The organism is Clostridium ganghwense (assembly GCF_026735165.1).
GTDB classification, from domain to species: Bacteria; Bacillota; Clostridia; order Clostridiales; family Clostridiaceae; genus Clostridium_H; species Clostridium_H ganghwense.
On record NZ_JAPQES010000004.1, the window covers coordinates 54,623 to 74,786 of the forward strand.

The following is a 20,164-nucleotide window of genomic DNA, read 5'->3' on the forward strand; positions in this document are numbered from 1 at the left end:
TTTCTACTCCTTACTCTTTTTATTCTCCTTTAGCCTTTGATATAGATAAAAATATTCTATTATCTTCTTCTTATCATACAACAATTTTTTATCCATAATTATTTCTATTAAAAACTTTGCCAATTTATCTGGATCATGTCTAAGCCATCCATTCTTAATAGTTACAAAATCGCCTTCTGCAATTTTAACATTTAAAGAATTTATTTTCTTTTCATCAATTTTTACCTGCTTTGCATTTTCCTCTAAATATTTTTGTTTTATTTCATCGCTTATAGATTCAGTATTTGTTGCTACATAATCAATTATTCCAGTACCACCATGTTTAAATACGGCCTGTATATGTTCAGCAACTCCATAATCATCTGTTTCTCCTTCTTGGGTCATTATATTTGAAACATATATTTTCAATGCATTAGTATCCTTTAAAGCTTTGCTTATATCCTTAACTAAGAGATTAGGTATCACGCTAGTGTAAAGACTTCCTGGTCCTAAAATTACTGCATCAGCTTCTCTTATAGCCTCTACAGCTTCTTTTAAAGCTTGTGCATTTTCTGGTTCAATAAAAAGTCTACTTATTTTACTATTTTGTTCAGCTACTTGCTTTGGAATATTAGATTCTCCTTCAATTACATTTCCATTTTTCAGCTTAGCCTTAAGAACCATATCATCTAATGTAACAGGTAAAACTCTTCCTGTTACTGCAAGAACCGAACTCATCTTTTGAACTGCTTCTTCAAAGTTATTAGATACTCCATCCATTGCAGCTAAAAATAAATTACCAAAGCTTTGGTTCTTTAAATTACCATCCTTAAACCTATATTGAAGAAGGTCTTCCATTAAAGGTTCTGTATCTGCTAAAGCCAATATACAGTTTCTAATATCTCCTGGTGGCAACATACCAAGTTCTTCTCTTAGAGTACCAGAACCACCACCATCATCACCAACTGTTACTATTGCTGTAATATTAGAAGTATAGTACTTTAATCCTCTTAACATTGTAGAAAGTCCTGTACCTCCACCTATAGCTACTATCTTAGGACCTTTTACAAGCAATCTCTTTTCATATATCAAGTTTTCCAATTTATCCGAATCTAATGACACATTTAAATATCCCTTATTTACAAGTGCCATTACTGAACGTATTCCTTGAGTAACAGAAATATATAGAATTATAATTCCTGAAATAATTAAAAATGCATAAAAACTCATGTAATTACTATTAATAACTCTTTTATTAAAAAACTCTACTGCTGCAAAAACAATGAATAAAATACCCATGGCTCCCAGTGCAATCCATCTTTTTACTTTTATGCCTGGTTTAAGCCACTCCACTAGTTTCATAACTTTATTCCACCCTTTTTAACATCTTCATTTATATCTCTATGCTCTTTGCTTACATTATGACCTTTTGAATTTAGTTTATCACAAATAGCATTAGCAATTGTAACAGAACGATGTCTTCCTCCAGTACACCCTATTGAAACAATAAGCTGCCTTTTACCTTCTTTTATATAATTAGGGATTAAAAATTCAAGCATATCAGATAATTTATCAATAAATTCATTAGTTTCCTTAAACTTTAATACATAATCTTTAATTTGTTGATCATTGCCTGAAAATTCTTTAAGCTCAGGTATATAAAAAGGGTTTGGTAAAAATCTTACGTCAAAAACTAAATCTGAATCTACAGGTATTCCATATTTAAATCCAAAGGATAATACTGTTATCATAAGCTGATTCTCCATTTGTCCTTCATCAGCATATATTCTTGCTATTCTTTCCCTTAACTGTCTTGTAGTCATATTTGAAGTATCTATTATATTTGTTGCTCTATACTTCACTTCATCTAATCTTTTTCTTTCTAACTCTATACCTTGTAGAATTCTCCCCTCTGGAGCTAGAGGATGCTTTCTTCTAGATTCTTTATATCTTTTTACGAGAACCTTATCATTAGCATCCAAGAATAGTATTTCATATTTGTACTCCTTATCCTTTAAATACTTTAAATTTTCAAAAAGGTCATCAAAAAATTCTCCACCTCTAATATCTATAACTAAAGCTATTTTATCTATTTTACCATCTGTTTGATAGCATGCCTCAGCAAATTTAGCCATCAACGTTGGAGGTAAATTATCCACACAAAAATATCCCAGGTCTTCTAAACTTCTAATAGCTTGACTTTTACCTGCTCCTGACAATCCTGTAACAATGACAAATCTCATAAGTATCCCTCCTGTATTAATACAGTATCATTTTTTTATTATAACACGAATCTACTCTAAAGTTCTATTTAGTTTTATGTAGATTTCAAATTATTAATTACAAATTATAAAATTTCTTTTTTTAAGCAAACTAAAAGGATATTGATAAACAATATCCTTTTAGTATATTCTAAATTTCTAATTATTTTTTTCTTCTCCGATTATTCTAACTTCAGTATTTAAATCAACATTAAATTTTTTCTTAACTGTTTTTTGTACAATCTCTATAAGTTCTAATATATCTTTTGCAGTTGCATTACTCTTATTAATTATAAATCCAGAATGTTTAGTAGATACTTCTGCTCCTCCTACAGTTGTTCCCTTCAAATCACTATCTTGTATGAGTTTACCTGCAAAATATCCTACTGGTCTTTTGAAAGTACTGCCAGCTGATGGATATTCTAATGGTTGTTTTTCTCTTCTTCTTCTGTTTAAATCATCCATTTTATCTTTTATAGTATCATGGTCTCCCTTTTCTAATTTAAAGGTAGCTTCAAGTACTATATATCCATATTTCAGTATTGCACTCATTCTATAACTTAATTCTAATTGATCTTTTGAAAGTTTTTTTATGTTTCCATCCTTGTCTACAATAACAGCACTTTCTATTACTTGTGATATTTCACCCTGATATGCACCTGCATTCATGGCAACAGCTCCACCTATACTACCTGGTATACCACTAGCAAACTCTAATCCTTTTAAGCTTTGTTTTAGAGCAGTTTTGGATACACTTGAAAGTAACACTCCACTCTGTGCAACTATTTTTTCTCCTTCTACATAAACTTCATTTAATTCGGAAAGATTTATTATTATTCCTCTAAATCCTCCGTCTCTTACTATCAAATTAGATCCATTACCAAATACAAAATATGGTATATTGTTATTTCTACACAAATCTATTAATTCTTTCACTTGTTCATTTTTTCTAGGTGTAACCATAAAATCTGCTGGTCCACCAACTTTAAATGAAGTATAGTCCTTCATCAATGCATTAACTTTAATATCACTATCATCTAAAATATTTTTTAATTTATTAATTATATCATTATACTGCACCATTTACTTCTCCTTGATAATTATTTAAATATGTAAATAGTATAATAGATATATACTCTTTTAATCAAGTTTTATATCTTGTACTTTACCCTTGTTTTGTAGATATCTAATAAATTTTTTATGATCACTATTAATTATTAGTTGTTCTGGCATTTGAATTTTTTCTAAAACCTCTTCTAATTTATCAAATTTTCCTATTGTAAAGCATACATGTGAATCAGTACCTAATATTACTTTAGCACCATGCTTTTTACATAACTCTGCAATCTTTGTACATATAGGTGCACTTCCTATACGTGACGTTTTAAAAGAACTATTATTTAATTCAATTAATATATCTTTTTCCTTTGCTTTCTTCACAATTTCCTCTTCATATATTGGGAAATTAGGATTTCCAGAATGTCCTATAATATCTACATATGGATTATCCATTGCATTTAAAAATGCTTCTGTATTCTCTTCTATAGTTCCTGGCTCAATACACGGTTCATGCAAACTAGCTATAACTATATCTAAGTTTTTCAAAATTTCTTCTGGAATATCTATATTACCTTTATGATCTAAAATATTAGCTTCACACCCATGTAACATTGTTACTCCATATATTTCTCTAGGTAAAACTTTATAATTACCAAAATACCATATGTGTGGAGCTGCTGGCATCTTTGGTCCATGCTCAGTTGTTCCTAAAACCTTTAAACCTATATCTGCAGCTTGTTTTGCATTCTCCAATAAAGTAGTATATGCATGACCACTAGCTATTGTATGTGTGTGGACATCAAGAACATATTTCATACTATCACCCTTTTTTACTTATTTTTATGAAAATAATCTAGTATACTTCGAGCAGCTTTTTCATTAATTGATTCTGTACTCAACAATTCATTATAAGAGGCTTTTTTGATATTTTCAATACTTCCAAATTTTTTTAATAATTCTTTTCTTCTTTTTGCGCCTACATTGGGTATATCTTCCAGAATAGAATGTAGTACTCTCTTATCTCTTAAGCTTCTGTGATAAGTTATAGCAAACCTATGCACTTCATCTTGAATTCTTGTTATCAAATTCATAACTTTGGAATTATATTTAATTTTTAACTCTTTATTATTATATACTAAGCCTCTAGTTTTGTGTTTATCGTCTTTAACCATTCCGCATACTGGTATGTTGATGTTATATTCTTTTAAAACTTCTAAGGCAATATTAACTTGCCCCTTTCCGCCATCCATAAGTATTAAATCTGGAAATACGCTAAACTTTGCTCCACTTAATAAAAGTTCTCTTTCTTGAATTTCTCTTATCTCAGAAAGACCATGTTCAAACCTTCTGGTTAATATTTCACGCATGCTCTCATAGTCATTTGCACCTTTAATTGACTTTATTCTAAATCTTCTATAATCGCTATTTTTAGGTTTTCCCTCATCAAAAACAACCATAGTTCCAACTGAATCTACCCCTTGTATATTGGAAATATCATATGCTTCTATTCTATGTGGAATTTCATCTAGTTCTAAAATTTCTGCAAGCTCACTAAGAGAATTCCCATGAAATTCTTTTTCTCTTTTTAGCTTTAATTTAAATTGCTCTAAAGTAATTTTAGCATTTTCCTCTACCATACCTAATAATTTCTTTTTTTTACCTTTTTTAGGTACTTTAATTTGCACTTTAGCTCCTCTTTTAGAAGAAAGCCATTCTTCTAAAAGTTCTAACTCTCCGCTTTCAGGGACATATATATTTTTGGGTATAAATGCTGTTCCTCCGTAAAATTCCTTTATAAAATTAGAAATTATTTCACCTTTATTGTCAAAAATATTGTTTTCTAAAATAAAATGTTCTCTCCCTATTATTTTCCCATTTCTCACAAAAAATACCTGAGAACACCAATCTTCTCCATCACTATACACATTTATTAAATCTTCATTTTCAAAATTACTCAAAATAATTTTTTGTCTTTCCCTTATTTTATCAATTGCCATTACTTTATCTCTTAATGAAGCCGCCTTCTCAAATTCTAAATTTTCCGCTGCTTCATTCATCTGTTTTCTTAAGTCATTTACTATCTGATTACCTTTACCTGTCAATAAATCTATTAACTCTTTTATTATTTGTGTATATTCATCTTTACTTATATAACCCGCACAAGGAGCCTTGCATAGATTTATATGATAATTTAAGCAAGGCTTTATCCTATCTCCATTTTCTTTTATTACTTTTCTACAAGTTCTTATTGGAAAAATTTTTTTTATAAGTTCTATAGTTTCATTCACTGCTGAAGTTTCTGGATATGGCCCAAAATATTTAGCACCATCTTTGACTCTTATTCTAGTTACAAAAACTCTTGGAAAATCCTCATTTGTAGTGATTTTTATAAAAGGATAATGTTTATCATCCTTAAGCAAAACATTATATCTTGGCCTGTATTTTTTTATAAGATTACATTCTAAAATAAGAGCTTCTATTTCTGAATCTGTAACAATATATTCAAATTCAGCAATATTTTTCACCATAGCCTTCACTTTACTGCTATGATTTTTAGAGTTTTGAAAATATTGCTTAACTCTATTTTTAAGTATTTTTGCCTTTCCAACATATATAACTTCTCCTAGAGAGTTCTTCATCAAATAAACTCCAGACTTGTCTGGCAGCATTTTAAGCTGATATTTAAAATCAAACATTTCAACCCTCCACTCTCATGTTTCAATTTTCAACTTTTATAAAATTCCTGGCAATCTATATATTGTATATACAATTCCCATAATCATAAGGAAATCTTCAAATAAGTTACCACTTTTAGAACTAACCTTATAAGTTAACGGAAACTTATATTTTCTTCTTATAAAAGGATAAAATAAAGGTATTCCCATTTTAGTGAACATATCACATAGTAAGTGCATTCCATATCCAATCATAAAGTAATAAACTATAAAAGGTATATTATAAACATTACCCAAATATCCTGATATTAATGTAAACACTATGAGCCCTCCTAAGCTATGGCTTAACCCATTTCTATGAGAAGATACTGCAATAAATATCAATGAAATTCCCAAAGCTTTTAATGCTGGTTCACCCACATATAGATAATCAAACCAAAGCACCACTAAAGCTAGACATAAATATACAACTGTTTTAGTTTTTTTATTTTTAAAAGGTAAAATATATTTATTTATAAGACTCTTTGGATGATCTATATCTGGTACTAAAGAGGCTATCATTACTATTATTAATCCTATATAACTAAACTTTCCAGGTAGCTTGTCACATATACAAAAAAATGTTATTGCTCCAATACCAGCATGAGTTTTCCCTTTCATATTTTCTCCTTTGTCGTTAAAATAATATAAAAAAAGTCAAGATTCGATTAGAATTCTTGACTTTATTATACCATTATAAAAACAAGAGAAACATATGTTCATATGTTTTTTTCTATTTTTTTATAATTTATTTTTTTAATGCTGCTGATATTACTTCTCTTGTAATATCAGCAGCCTTTCTTCCTCCTACTCCTCCATTTTCCACAATAACAACTACGGATATCTGTGGATTTTCATAAGGAGCAAACCCTACAAACCAGGAATGAGGTTTCTTATTACCACTTTCATTATCAGCAGTACCAGTTTTACCACATACACTTATTCCATCAATGGAAGCATTTCTACCAGTTCCATCTTCAACAACTTTTTTCATAAACTTCTTCATAATTGCTGCATTTTCCTTTGAAGTTATCTGTCCTAAACTTTCCGTTTTAGTCTTTTTGACTCTCTTACCTTCACTATTTAATACATCTTTAACTAAAAACGGCTTCATCATAACCCCATCATTAGCAATAGTTGCGGTTACTAATGCCATTTGCATTGGACTTACTAGTACCTCTCCTTGCCCTATGGCACTTTGAGCAATATTTCCCTTTTCATTTCTTTTCAAAGAAGGAAATCTCCCCTGTTTTGTAGCAAAATCATTTATTGGTAAAGCTTTGTTAAAATAAAATTTTTCAGCAGTTTCCCTAAGCTTATCGTTTCCAAGTTCAATCCCTAATCCACCAAAAACTACATTACTTGATTCTACAAAAGATTCACTAAAATCTATATTTCCAAGAACTTCACCATTATAATTTTTTAAAGACTCATTTGAATTAAATACAAGCTTTCCTTCGTCTTTAAAAGTTCTTTGCTTAATATCTTTAATATTTTCAAGAGCACTAACTGCAGTAACTATTTTGAAAGTAGACCCTGGAGGGTATAATCCATAAATAGCTCTGTTATATAAGGGATTATCTTTATTTTTGCTTATACTTTTCCAATCTGCCTCAAGCTTATTAGGATTATAAGATGGTTTTGAAACCATAGCAAGCACTTCACCTGTTCTAGGATTTAAAGCTACTACAGCACCCTTATTATTTCCTAAAAGTTCATAAGCTTTCTTTTGAATATTAGAATCTAAAGTTGTTCTTAAACTATAACCAACTTTATCTGTTTTTTCAGTAATAGACTGAAAAAATTTAGATAGTTCTATAGTATCTGCACCTATAAGTACAGAATCATATTTTCTTTCAAGCCCTGTTATGCCATATCTAGGACTTACATATCCTAAAACATTTGCAAAAATATCACCATAAACATAAGTCCTTTCTTGATTCAATGAACTAACCTTTTTACTTTTAGTAAGAGGATTCATATTTCTATCGTAAATAGTTCCTCTTAGTATTAAATTTCTCTTTGCTTGCAGTCTTCTATTATACGGACTTGCTGAAATCTCATCTGCTTTAAAAACTTGAAAATATGTTATATATGAAATTAAACCTATAAAACAAACTAAAAAGACAACAAGAACATTCTTTATATTTTTAGAAATATCATTCTTTAGAAAATCACTCAACGCTAGTTGCCTCCTCAGAAATCTTTTGTAATATCCCTAATGCAAAAAAAGTTGTAATCATAGAACTTCCTCCATAACTAATAAGAGGCATTGTTATACCTGTAAGAGGAATTAAATTTATAACTCCACCAATTATAACTAAAACTTGAGTTGCTATCATTGAAGAATATCCAACAGCCACAAGAGCAGAAAATTTATCATCTGTATATACTGCTGCTCTCATGCATCTGTAAAATAGCAAGAAATATAAAATTATCACAGCAAATCCCATTAATCCTCCCATTTCTTCGCATAAGACAGCAAAAATAAAATCTGTTGAATTTACGGGAACAAATTCAGGATGTCCAAGTCCAAGACCAGTTCCAAATAATCCACCTGAAGCAATAGCAATCAAAGACTGAACTATTTGATATCCTTTGTCATTAGCATACTTCCAAACATCCTTCCATATTAAAAATCTAAGTCTAACATGTGAGAATAATTTGTAGCTAATTACAGAACCTGCTGCAAATAACCCAAAACAAGTAGCCACATATTTAACCTTCGAAGTGGCTATATAAAGCATAGTAACAGAAATCCCAAAAAATATTAAAGCTGAACCTAAATCTTTTTGTAGTACCATAAACCCAAGAGATATCATTACAACAATTGCAGGTTCAATCAGATCTTTATTTTGTGTATATTTTTTTAAGGCTGCAGCTAAATAAGCAACTAAAAAGAGCTTTGCAAATTCAGAAGGCTGGAATCCATATTCACCTATATATATCCAGTTTTTAGCTCCATACTTTTCTTTACCAAATAAAGTTCCCATAGCCATTAAAATCACAGTACACACTAAATAAAAATATTTCCATTTTGCAAAACTTTTTAAATCTGGAAGCAAAACAACTAGAATTATAAATCCTGTTATTCCTACTACAAACCATATAACCTGTTTAATAGCATAAACTGCATTTATTCTATATAAAATAACTAATCCTATTACAGTTAATATACACGCAAAAATTTGAATGTACTTATCTCCATCGGGAAAAAACTTCCTAATTATAAAATGAGCATATGTAATAAGCCCACATACAACTACTGCTACAACAATTGCTGTTTTGTCTAAGCCTTGCTTTGTCCAATGTAATATACTTAAATTTAAAAAACATATTAAACAAAATATATAAGTATACGTTAAAAGCTTCTTCTCCTCTCTGTTACTATTCATAAATCTTCTCCATTCCGCATCTAAAATCTTTCTAATAAAATTATCCTATAAATTTAAATACATACTCTCCAATTACAATTTCATCTCCACCCTTTAAATAAGTAACCTTATCTATAGGGTTATTATTAACAATAGTTCCATTTGTACTTTTTAAATCTTCAATAAAGCACTCATTATTTCTAATATAAATTTTTGCATGATGTCCTGAAATATATTCATTGTTCAGGACAAGTAAATTACTGTCTTTCCGACCTATGGAAAGTACATTACGAATAGGAATTACAGATCCTCTTTTTAAATTTGTATTTCCTTCTCCTATTCTAACTATTTCTAATCCAAAAACTTTAGAACTTTTCCTTTTCTTATTTCCACTCTTTATATCCTTGTACATAATTCTTAATGCCCAAAATATTATTACATAGATTACTGCAATAATTAAAATCTTCAAGACTAATTTTAATAAAGGCATATTCATCACCTTCTTATTCTAAGATAATTTATTATATTAAAGACTAGCATTTAAAATAATGCTAGCCCCACATATCTCTATTTCTTTTTATTATAACATTTTTTTTAGATAATATCCTGTATAAGAATTATTATTTTTTGATATTTCTTCTGGTGTACCTGTACATACTATTGTACCACCTTTATCTCCACCCTCTGGTCCCAAATCAACTAAATAATCAGCACACTTTATAACATCTAAATTATGCTCAATAACTACAACTGAATTTCCTGTCTCTACTAAACGTTGAAGTATAGTAATAAGCCTGTTTACATCATCAGTATGCAGTCCTGTTGTAGGCTCATCTAGAATATAAAGAGTTTTTCCTGTGCTTCTCTTAGATAATTCTGTAGCTAATTTAATTCTCTGAGCTTCTCCACCTGAAAGCTGTGTAGATGGCTGTCCAAGCCTTATATACCCTAGACCAACATCCATAAGAGTTTGAAGCTTATTCTTAGCTCTTGGAATATTTGCGAAAAACTCTAACGCTTCTTCTACAGTTAAATTTAGAATTTCATCAATATTCTTACCTTTATATTTTATTTCTAAAGTTTCTCTGTTATATCTTTTTCCTTTACAAACTTCACATGGAACATAAACATCAGATAAAAATTGCATCTCTATTTTTATTATTCCATCTCCACGACACGCTTCACATCTTCCACCTTTTACATTAAAACTAAATCTTCCAGGCTTATATCCTCTCATTCTAGCCTCTGGAGTATTAGAGAATAGTTCTCTTATTACATCGAATACTCCTGTATAAGTGGCTGGATTAGATCTTGGAGTTCTTCCTATAGGGCTCTGATCAATATTTATTATTTTATCTATGTTTTCCGAACCTATAATATCCTTATGAAGCCCTGAAATCACCTTTGATTTGTTAATTTTTTTATTTAATCCTTTATAAAGTATCTCATTTACAAGTGTACTCTTCCCTGAGCCAGATACTCCTGTTACAGTAGTGAGAACTCCTAGCGGAATTTCAACATTTATATTCTTTAAATTATTTTCTTTAGCCCCTACAACTTTTATTTTTTTACCATTTCCTTTTCTTCTTATCTCTGGAACTACTACTTTCTTTTCTCCAGTCAAATACTTTCCTGTTATAGATTCTTCGCAGTTCTTTATATATTCTAAATCTCCTGCTGCTACTATCTTTCCACCATGTTCTCCTGCTCTTGGTCCTATATCCACAATAAAATCTGCTTCTCTAATAGTATCTTCATCATGCTCAACTACAACTAAAGTATTTCCTAAATTTCTTAAGTGCTTTAAAGTCCCTATAAGTCTGTCATTATCTCTTTGGTGAAGCCCTATGCTCGGCTCATCTAGAATATATAAAACTCCTACTAACCCAGATCCAATTTGACTTGCAAGTCTTATTCTTTGAGACTCTCCACCAGATAAAGTTCCAGCCTTTCTATTTAAAGTTAAATAATCAAGACCAACATCAATCAAAAATTTAAGTCTACTTTTTATTTCTTTTAATATTTGATTAGCTATTATTGTATTTTTCTCAGATAACTTTAAACTTTCTATAAAGTCAAGCTCATCCTTTATAGACATATTACAGAAACCAAATATATTTTTTTCTCCTACAGTTACAGCTAAAGCTTCTGCTTTTAATCTTGCCCCCTTACATTTCGGACAAGGTGTGTCACTCATATACTGTTCTACTTGTCTCTTTATGTAATCAGAGTTAGTTTCTAAATATCTTCTTCTTAAATTATTTATAATGCCTTCATATTTATGATTATAAACTCCACGCTTATCCTCTTTAACATATTCTACCGTTATCTTCTCACCATCTAAACCATATAAAATATAATCCAAAATATCTCTAGGTAAATCTTTAATTGGAATATTTAAATCAAATTTTAATTCCTTTGACAATGCTTTCAAAATACTAAAAGTCCATGACTCTTCCTTCAAAGCTCCCTCTCCCAATGAAATTATCGCACCTTGCATGATACTCTTTGATTTATCAGGTATAACTAAGTCCTCATCAATTTCCATTAAAGTACCTATCCCATCACATCTATCACATCTACCAAACGGAGAATTAAATGAGAACAGTCTTGGTGCCAATTCATCTATACTTATCCCACAATCAGGACAAGCAAATTTTTCACTAAATAGAATATCCTTATCCCCTACAACATTTATTATTACTTGGCCTTCTGATAATTTTAATGCCGTTTCTAAAGAATCTGTTAATCTACTAGTTATTCCTTCTTTTATTATTAATCTATCTATTACTGCTTCAATATTATGCTTTTTATTTTTATCTAATTTAACTTCTTCTTCTTGTAAGTCATAAAGTTCTCCATCTATTCTTGCTCTTACAAAACCATTTTTCTTAATATTGTCCAGTACTTTTATGTGTTGCCCTTTTCTACCTTTAATTATAGGGGCTAAAACCTGAATCTTTGTTCTCTCTGAAAGTTCTAAAATTTTATCTACCATAATGTCTACACTTTGCTGAGTTATTTTTCTTCCACATTTTGGACAATGTGGCACTCCAACTCTAGCATATAAAAGTCTTAAATAATCATAAATTTCTGTAACCGTTCCTACAGTTGAACGTGGATTTCTGCTTGTTGTTTTTTGATCAATAGAAATTGCAGGAGATAATCCTTCTATATATTCAACATCCGGCTTATCCATTTGTCCTAAAAATTGTCTTGCATAAGCAGACAAAGATTCAACATATCTTCTTTGACCTTCTGCATAAAGAGTGTCAAAAGCCAAAGATGATTTACCTGAACCAGAAAGTCCAGTAAAAACTACTAATTTATCTCTAGGTATTTCAAGGTCAACATTTTTTAAATTGTGAACCTTAGCACCTTTTATAAAAATTTTATCTTTCATGCATTTCTTGCTCCTTTAGCTTTAAAATTTCATCTCTAAGTTCAGCAGCTCTTTCAAATTGTAAATCCTTAGCTGCCTGTTTCATTTCCTTTTCATATTTAGCTATAAGTTTTTCTATTTCTTTTTTAGTAAGCTTTTCTGATTTTTGAGTAGCCTTATATTCTGCTTTTTCTTCCCCTACTTTTGTATTTTGTATAACTTCTCTTATATCTTTTAAAACACTCTTAGGGACTATTCCATTCTTTTTATTATATTCCATTTGTATTTTTCTTCTTCTATTTGTTTCGCTTATAGCTTTTTCCATAGCCTTTGTAATATTATCTCCATACATAATAACCTTACTTTCTGAATTTCTTGCAGCTCTTCCTATTGTCTGTATAAGTGATGTTTCTGATCTTAAGAAACCTTGCTTATCAGCATCAAGTATAGCAACAAAAGCGACTTCTGGAATATCAAGTCCTTCTCTTAAAAGGTTAATTCCAACTAAAACATCAAACTCCCCTTTTCTTAAATCTCTAATTATCTCCATTCTTTTAATAGTATCAATACTGGAATGTAGATACTCTGTTTTTATTCCCATTTCCTTCAGATAATCTGTTAAATCCTCGGACATCTTTTTAGTTAAAGTTGTTACAAGTACTCTAAATCCTTTATCTATAGTTTCACGAATATTCGCATATAAATCATCAATTTGTCCCTTAATTGGTTTAACTATTATCTCAGGATCCAAAAGACCAGTAGGTCTTATAATTTGTTCTGCAACATTTGTAGAATGATCTAATTCATATTTAGACGGTGTAGCACTTACAAATACTGTTTGATTTAATTTTGTCTCAAATTCTTCAAACTTAAGAGGTCTATTGTCATAAGCACAAGGAAGTCTAAAACCATATTCAACAAGATTGTCTTTTCTTGATTTATCGCCGCCATACATTGCTTTTACTTGTGGAAGACTTACATGACTTTCGTCAATAAACAACAAAAAATCTCCCGGGAAATAATCAATTAAAGTCTGAGGAGGAGTTCCCGGTGCTCTTCCATCTAAAACTCTAGAATAATTTTCTATTCCACTGCAATATCCTACTTCTCTCATCATTTCAATATCGAAGTTAGTTCTTTGTTTTATTCTTTGTGCTTCTAGTAATTTTTCTTCCCCCATTAAATTTTTAACATGTGTCTCTAATTCTTCTTCTATTTCTGTTATAGCCCTATCCAAATTTTCTTTTGAAGTTGCAAAGTGCGAAGCTGGGAAAATAGAAATATGCTTTCTTGAAGATAGGATTTCTCCTGTAAGAACATCAAATTCTCTAATCCTATCTATTTCATCCCCAAAAAATTCTATTCTTATTCCTTTATTAGTAGAAGAAGCAGGAAAAATATCCAAAGTATCTCCTCTCACTCTAAAAGTACCTCTTACAAAATTTATCTCATTTCTTTCATATTGTATATCTACCAATTGTCTCATTACTTCATCTCTATCTTTTTCCATTCCTTCTCTTAAAGATACAGTAAGCTTTTTATATTCTTCTGGATTACCAAGTCCATATATACATGAAACGGAAGCTACCACAATTACATCTCTTCGTTCAAATAAAGCAGCCGTAGCTGAGTGTCGTAATTTATCTATTTCATCATTTATTGACGCATCTTTTTCAATAAAGGTATCTGTTTGAGGTACATATGCTTCTGGTTGATAGTAATCATAATATGACACAAAATATTCAACACAATTTTCTGGAAAAAACTCTTTAAATTCTGAACATAACTGAGCCGCTAAAGTCTTATTATGAGCTAAAACTAAAGTAGGCTTTTGTACTTTTTCTATAATATTAGCCATAGTAAAAGTTTTTCCAGAACCCGTAACACCTAATAACGTTTGAAATTTGTCTCCTTTTGAAATTTTCTCTGATATACTTTTAATAGCTTCAGGCTGATCACCTGTAGGCTTGAATTTAGAGTATATTTTAAATTCTCCCATTTTACCATCTCCTGTGAACATTTGTTCGATTATATTAATAATATACTTTAATATTTTTCATGTCAATAATCTTATTTAAACTAATTTTTAAATATATATATAAAAAATATGATAGCCTTTTGGCTATCATTAAATTGAAATTATTTTATTTGTGTTTATTTTTCATTTTTTCTAGAACTTCCGAAAACTTATTTTCATTAACTTTTACGACTACGCTTTCTTCTGGAACATGTTTCGGAACAAAAACAACTCCAAGCCTTTTAAAATTACTAGGATTTTTGTACCTTATTTCTTCTAAATTACCAGCTGCTCTTTTTATTTTAAACCAAGCATAATTAGAAGTTTCTCTAATTATATTTAAAATATCATCTTCTTTAAATATTCTTCTATCATTAACTTCTACTAGAACATCTCCACTCTTTATGCCCATTTCAAAAGCTGGCGAATTTGGTGCTACCTCTAAAATCATCATTCCATTTTCATCGCTAACATATTTAGGTTCTTCTTTAACCTCAAGATATTTTTGTATATATAACATAAATTCATGAGCCGCAGGCGCAAAAATAACCACAAATAACTTAAAGAAAATATTCAATACCGCAAGTCTCGCAAATATAAATAAAAATGCACTAAAAAGCATTATCATAATCCCTGATGAAACTGATTTTTGTTTTTTTGTCTTAGTGAATGTTACATTACTATAACCGATTACCCCATAAAAAGGCATTAGCATTATAGCTGCATTTTTTATAATACTAATAGGTGTTGAAACATTTAATAAGGTATTCCAATTAGCAAGTGAAATCACTTCATCTAATGAATACATTTTTGAATTTATTATTAAAACAATAGCTATAGGTATTGCCCAATATCTTTTAAGTGCAAATCCACCAATTATCTTATTTTCTTTCTTCGTAAATATTGGTATAGCTCCTTTACTTCCATCAACCATAACTAATATAGCTTCAACAAAATGCAAAACTGCAATTAGAGTCATTAAAGCTACCACATCTATATTTAAAAATTTTAAAGCTTCTACCTCTATACCATACATTCCTCTCATTATTTCCAGTAAGACACTTATAAAGCCCAAAAGCGCTCCTGAATAAGAAAAACATATTAATCTTGGATTTATAAACATAAGAAGTATTGATACCAAAAATATTAATTCTATAGATGTATTCTCATCAAATGCTACTCCTAAATAACTTAATAAAATACTTCCTAAAATACCAGCAAATAATCCTAAAACTATTTGTGATATAGTAAGTTCAAAAGGTGAATTAAGCTTCTCACCTATAATCATTTTTTGCATCAATACTGTTTTTTTATTTTGCCTATAAAACATAATTATAAAACCAATTAGTATAAATACATAAGGCGAACTTATAATAGCAGATGCAACGGCTCTTAGTGTATTTAATGTAATATTCATCTACATCTCACTCTTTCTACTATTTCATTTTTTCTTTCATAATTTCCATAGCCTTATTAAATTGAGAATCTTTTTTTCTATCATAAGGCTTCTTTAATAATTCTTCTGGATATTTCACCTCAACATCTGGATTAATTCCTTTATGGTGTATATTTTCTCCATTAGGAGTATAATATTTTGAAGTTGTTACCTTTAGAGCTGTACCATCTCCAAATCCCTGTTTTCTTCCACTTAAAACACTTTGAACTATTCCTTTTCCAAAAGTTTTAGTTCCTACTAACGTTCCTAATTTATAATCTCTTACTACTCCTGAAAAAATTTCTGCAGCACTTGCAGTTCCTCCATCTATTAATACTACAAGAGGCATTCCTATTAAATCTCCACCCTTTGATGTCAACTTTTCTTCGTATCCATACTTGTCTTTAGTTGAAACAATCACGTTTCCCTTTTTAAGGAAATTTGATGTAACATCAATACACTGTGTTAACCATCCACCTGGATTTTGTCTTAAATCTAAAATTAAACCTTTCATTCCTTTTTTCTTTAATTTTTCAGCTTCCTTAACAAATTGTTTTCCTGTATGCTCATCAAATATGGACATCTGTATATATCCTATTTTATCATCTAACATTTCTCCTCTAACTGTAATTAGAGGTATAACATCTCTTTTAACTTTTACATCAAAAGGAACTTGGTCGCCTCTTTTTATAGTAATTACTACAGAAGTATTTTTTTCACCCTTCATCATAGAAATTGCTTTATCTACATCCTTACCTGATACTTCTTTCCCATCAACTTTTTCAATTATATCTCCTGATAATAATCCTACCTTCTTTGCAGGTGAATCTTCAAAAGCTGTTACAACCACTATGTTATTGCTTTTTACATCTATCTGTATTCCAATTCCAACATAATTGCCTTCTGTTGTAGTACTAAACTCCTTATACTCTTTTTCATTCATATATACAGTATAAGGGTCATTTAAGCTTTCAGTCATTCCTTTTATTGCCCCATCTATTAAAACATTTTCATCAATCTTTCCATCATAATATTTTTCTATATTATTTTTTACAATAAACATTTTACTAAACTTTGCAACTTCATCATAAGTTTTTTCACTTATTCTCATTGTACCTTTTATAGGTACTCTAGTTGCTACAATATAAGTAGTAAAATTTGTTAAAACAACTACTAAAACAACTATTAAAATCCATGAAAGTTTCTTGCTTTTATTCCTAACTTTATCTTGGTTATAATTATCCTTTATTTCTTTATAATCCACTTTTTTTCACCTCTTGTACACCATATTACTTATATTGTTACGTTAATAAGTATATATTTATACCTATAAAAAATAAATATTAAGGCTGGCTATAAAAATGCCAGCCTTTCAATGTATATATTGGTTTTATACTCGTAAAAACTTTCTAATAGATATTATACTTCCTAGTCCACCAATAATTATTCCAGCTAAAACAAATATCCACAACACATTACCTACCACATACGCAGGTGATACTAAATTTAACATTCCAATAGCTGATGAAAGTTTATGGTAAGCAAACTTATATGAATAATTAAGTAAAATAGTAGAAATCAAGGAACCTACTAATCCTATTGTTACCCCTTCAATTATAAATGGCCATCTTATAAATCCATCTGTTGCTCCAACAAATTTCATTATACCTATTTCTCTCTTTCTTGAATACACGGCAAGCTTAATAGTATTTCCTATTAAAAGTAAAGAAATTGGTATTAAAATTACTAAAGCAGCAATTCCAAGCCATTTAATTCCATTAGTAAAAGAGGCAATTCTATCAACTAAGTCCCTATTAGCTGCAACTTCTTTTACTCCTGACTTGTTTTCAGTCTTACTAACCACTGTTTCAACTATCTCTGGGCTCTTTACTTTAACAATATAAGATTCTGGGAGTGGATTTTCTTTATCAAATCCTTGGAGCAAGTCCTTATTTTTCTCTCCTAGCTGTTCTTTAAACTTTTCTAAAGCTTGTTCTTTTGTTTCAAATTTAACTTCAACAACTCCATCTATAGCCTTAACAGTTTCTTCGATACTAGTTTTATCACTTCCACTAACTTCTTCTTTTAAAAATACTTGTACTTCTAGCTTAGATTCAACATTTCTTACAATTCTACTTGCATTAAGCATAGTAAGTAAAAATATACCAAACATAAAAAGCGTTAGTGCAACTGTAATTATAGAAGCAGCACTTAAAGTTTTGTTTCTTTTTAAACTCCTTAATGCATCAATTGAAAAATATTTTAATGTACTAATCTTCATAACCGTATCTACCCCTCTGCTCATCTCTTACTATTACGCCTTTTTCAATAGCTATAACTCTCTTTTTCATGCTGTTAACAATCCCCTTATCATGAGTAGCCATAATAATAGTAGTACCTGCATGATTAATATCGTTTAGTATCTTCATAATTTCAACTGATGTATCTGGATCTAAGTTTCCTGTTGGTTCATCAGCAATAAGCACTGACGGATTGTTTACTATTGCTCTTGCAAGCGCAACTCTCTGTTGTTCTCCGCCTGAAAGTTCATTAGGAAAGCACTTGTACTTTTTAGATAATCCAACCATAGATAAAACCATTGGAACTCTTTTTTTAATATCTCTTCTACTACCTTCTACAACTCTCATTGCAAAGGCAACATTTTCATATACATTTAAAGTTGGTATTAATCTGAAATCTTGAAATACCATACCTATTTTTCTTCTATAATAAGGTACATCTTTTCTTTTTATTTTAGTTATATCTTCACCATTTACTAACACTCTTCCAGTTGTAGGTTCTATCTCTTTGAAAAGTAGCTTAATAAATGTAGACTTACCAGCTCCACTTGGTCCTACAAGAAAAACGAATTCTCCTCTATCTATATCCAAATTTATATTAGAAAGTGCAAAAACATTATTTTCATATATCTTAGTAGTATTCTTAAATTCTATCATGTTATAACTTTCTCCTATTCTCGTTTTCTTTAGCAATTGACATTCTCTCTATCATTATAACATAATATTTGCAAATATTGATTAACGAATTATGAATATTTACACTAATCTTCGACTATATCTTTAAAACCTTCTCCTAAAACCTCATGAGCTTCACTAACTGTAATAAATGCTCTTTTATCTATTTCTTTTATGTAATTTTTTAATTTTATAAATTGTCTTCTATCTACTACAGTATATAAAACCTCTCTATTATTTCCACTGTAAGCACCCTTTGCTTCAAATATTGTACAGCCTCTATCTAATTCTTCAATTATATACTTATTTATCATATCGTTCTTGCCGCTCACAACCATAACTGTTTTACATTTATTTAATCCTTCAATTACACTATCAATTATAAAGCCTAACAAAATGACAGAAAATATAGCATACATTCCTATTTCAGCTTCAAAAATAACGCCACAAAAAACTGCTATAATTAAATCTACTATAAGTAGTGCTTTACCTATATCTATATGAACAAATTTGTTCATAATTTTTGCTAATATATCTGTACCCCCAGTAGAAGCATTTTGATTAAAAACAATCCCCATACCTATACCTGACAAAACAGTTCCAAAAAAAGTAGCTAAAAACAAATCATTTGTTATTGCTGTTGTTGGTGGTATTAATCTATCTAAAACATCTATTACAGCAGACATAGCTAAACTAGCATATATTGTTTTAGCACCAAAACTAGGTCCAATAATTATAATACCTATTATAAAAGACACTGCATTCATTGCCAGCATTAAAATACCTATTGATAGATTAGGAATTAGGTGATTAATTATTATAGCAATACCCATAACTCCCCCACCTGCTATCTTATTAGGTGCTAAGAAAAATTTTATAGCAAATGCAACTATTAAAAACCCTATAGTAGTCCAAAAATATTCTTTAAACCTTTTTTCCATTAAACCTACTCCTTCTTTTGTAATTCC

At 29.7% G+C, this 20,164-nt stretch carries 16 protein-coding genes; all 16 read right to left on the reverse strand.

Annotated elements, in window-relative coordinates; all coding sequences use genetic code 11:
• Nucleotides 1-3: 3 nt before the first annotated feature.
• The 16 genes from OXH55_RS11545 to OXH55_RS11620 all read right to left on the reverse strand — a co-directional run bounded on the left by OXH55_RS11545 (nt 4) and on the right by OXH55_RS11620 (nt 20,137).
• A complete protein-coding gene (locus OXH55_RS11545) occupies nt 4-1,341 on the reverse strand; it encodes a gluconeogenesis factor YvcK family protein (protein WP_268050132.1) in 1,338 nt (445 codons plus the stop codon).
• Nucleotides 1,338-2,222, reverse strand: a complete 885-nt coding sequence (gene rapZ, locus OXH55_RS11550) for an RNase adapter RapZ (RefSeq protein WP_268050133.1) — start codon at nt 2,220-2,222, stop codon at nt 1,338-1,340. Before rapZ ends, OXH55_RS11545 begins: the two co-directional genes overlap by 4 nt.
• Nucleotides 2,223-2,399: 177 nt before the next feature.
• Nucleotides 2,400-3,323, reverse strand: a complete 924-nt coding sequence (murB, locus tag OXH55_RS11555) for a UDP-N-acetylmuramate dehydrogenase (RefSeq protein ID WP_268050134.1) — start codon at nt 3,321-3,323, stop codon at nt 2,400-2,402.
• A 57-nt stretch (nt 3,324-3,380) separates the two neighbouring features.
• On the reverse strand, nt 3,381-4,115 hold the full coding sequence (locus OXH55_RS11560; RefSeq protein ID WP_268050135.1) for a phosphatase: 735 nt from the start codon (nt 4,113-4,115) through the stop codon (nt 3,381-3,383).
• Nucleotides 4,116-4,129: 14 nt separating this feature from the next.
• Nucleotides 4,130-5,995 carry an excinuclease ABC subunit UvrC gene (gene uvrC / locus OXH55_RS11565; protein WP_268050136.1) on the reverse strand — a complete coding sequence of 622 codons (1,866 nt, stop codon included), beginning with the start codon at nt 5,993-5,995 and terminating at the stop codon, nt 4,130-4,132.
• A 36-nt stretch (nt 5,996-6,031) separates the two neighbouring features.
• Nucleotides 6,032-6,634, reverse strand: a complete 603-nt coding sequence (locus tag OXH55_RS11570) for a metal-dependent hydrolase (RefSeq protein WP_268050137.1) — start codon at nt 6,632-6,634, stop codon at nt 6,032-6,034.
• Between the two features lie 127 nt (nt 6,635-6,761).
• Nucleotides 6,762-8,195, reverse strand: coding sequence for a peptidoglycan D,D-transpeptidase FtsI family protein (locus OXH55_RS11575; protein WP_268050138.1), 1,434 nt, complete (start codon nt 8,193-8,195; stop codon nt 6,762-6,764).
• Nucleotides 8,188-9,408, reverse strand: a complete 1,221-nt coding sequence (locus OXH55_RS11580) for an FtsW/RodA/SpoVE family cell cycle protein (RefSeq protein ID WP_268050139.1) — start codon at nt 9,406-9,408, stop codon at nt 8,188-8,190. The genes OXH55_RS11575 and OXH55_RS11580 overlap by 8 nt, the downstream gene beginning before the upstream one ends.
• A gap of 40 nt (nt 9,409-9,448) precedes the next feature.
• Complete coding sequence (locus tag OXH55_RS11585) at nt 9,449-9,883, reverse strand: FHA domain-containing protein (protein WP_268050140.1); 435 nt, start codon at nt 9,881-9,883, stop codon at nt 9,449-9,451.
• 84 nt (nt 9,884-9,967) lie between these two features.
• The gene (uvrA, locus tag OXH55_RS11590) at nt 9,968-12,790 is read right to left on the reverse strand and encodes an excinuclease ABC subunit UvrA (protein ID WP_268050141.1); all 2,823 of its coding nucleotides are present in this window, start codon (nt 12,788-12,790) and stop codon (nt 9,968-9,970) included.
• Nucleotides 12,780-14,768, reverse strand: coding sequence for an excinuclease ABC subunit UvrB (gene uvrB, locus OXH55_RS11595; RefSeq protein ID WP_268050142.1), 1,989 nt, complete (start codon nt 14,766-14,768; stop codon nt 12,780-12,782). The genes uvrA and uvrB overlap by 11 nt, the downstream gene beginning before the upstream one ends.
• Nucleotides 14,769-14,913: 145 nt before the next feature.
• Entirely contained in the window at nt 14,914-16,203 is a 1,290-nt protein-coding gene (locus OXH55_RS11600) for a PDZ domain-containing protein (protein WP_268050143.1), read from the reverse strand.
• Nucleotides 16,204-16,222: 19 nt separating this feature from the next.
• Entirely contained in the window at nt 16,223-17,485 is a 1,263-nt protein-coding gene (locus tag OXH55_RS11605) for a S41 family peptidase (RefSeq protein ID WP_268050144.1), read from the reverse strand.
• A gap of 126 nt (nt 17,486-17,611) precedes the next feature.
• Nucleotides 17,612-18,502, reverse strand: coding sequence for a permease-like cell division protein FtsX (gene ftsX / locus OXH55_RS11610; RefSeq protein ID WP_268050145.1), 891 nt, complete (start codon nt 18,500-18,502; stop codon nt 17,612-17,614).
• Entirely contained in the window at nt 18,492-19,178 is a 687-nt protein-coding gene (gene ftsE / locus OXH55_RS11615) for a cell division ATP-binding protein FtsE (protein WP_268050146.1), read from the reverse strand. Before ftsE ends, ftsX begins: the two co-directional genes overlap by 11 nt.
• 104 nt (nt 19,179-19,282) lie before the next feature.
• A complete protein-coding gene (locus OXH55_RS11620; protein WP_268050147.1) occupies nt 19,283-20,137 on the reverse strand; it encodes a YitT family protein in 855 nt (284 codons plus the stop codon).
• Between the last annotated feature and the right edge of the window lie 27 nt (nt 20,138-20,164).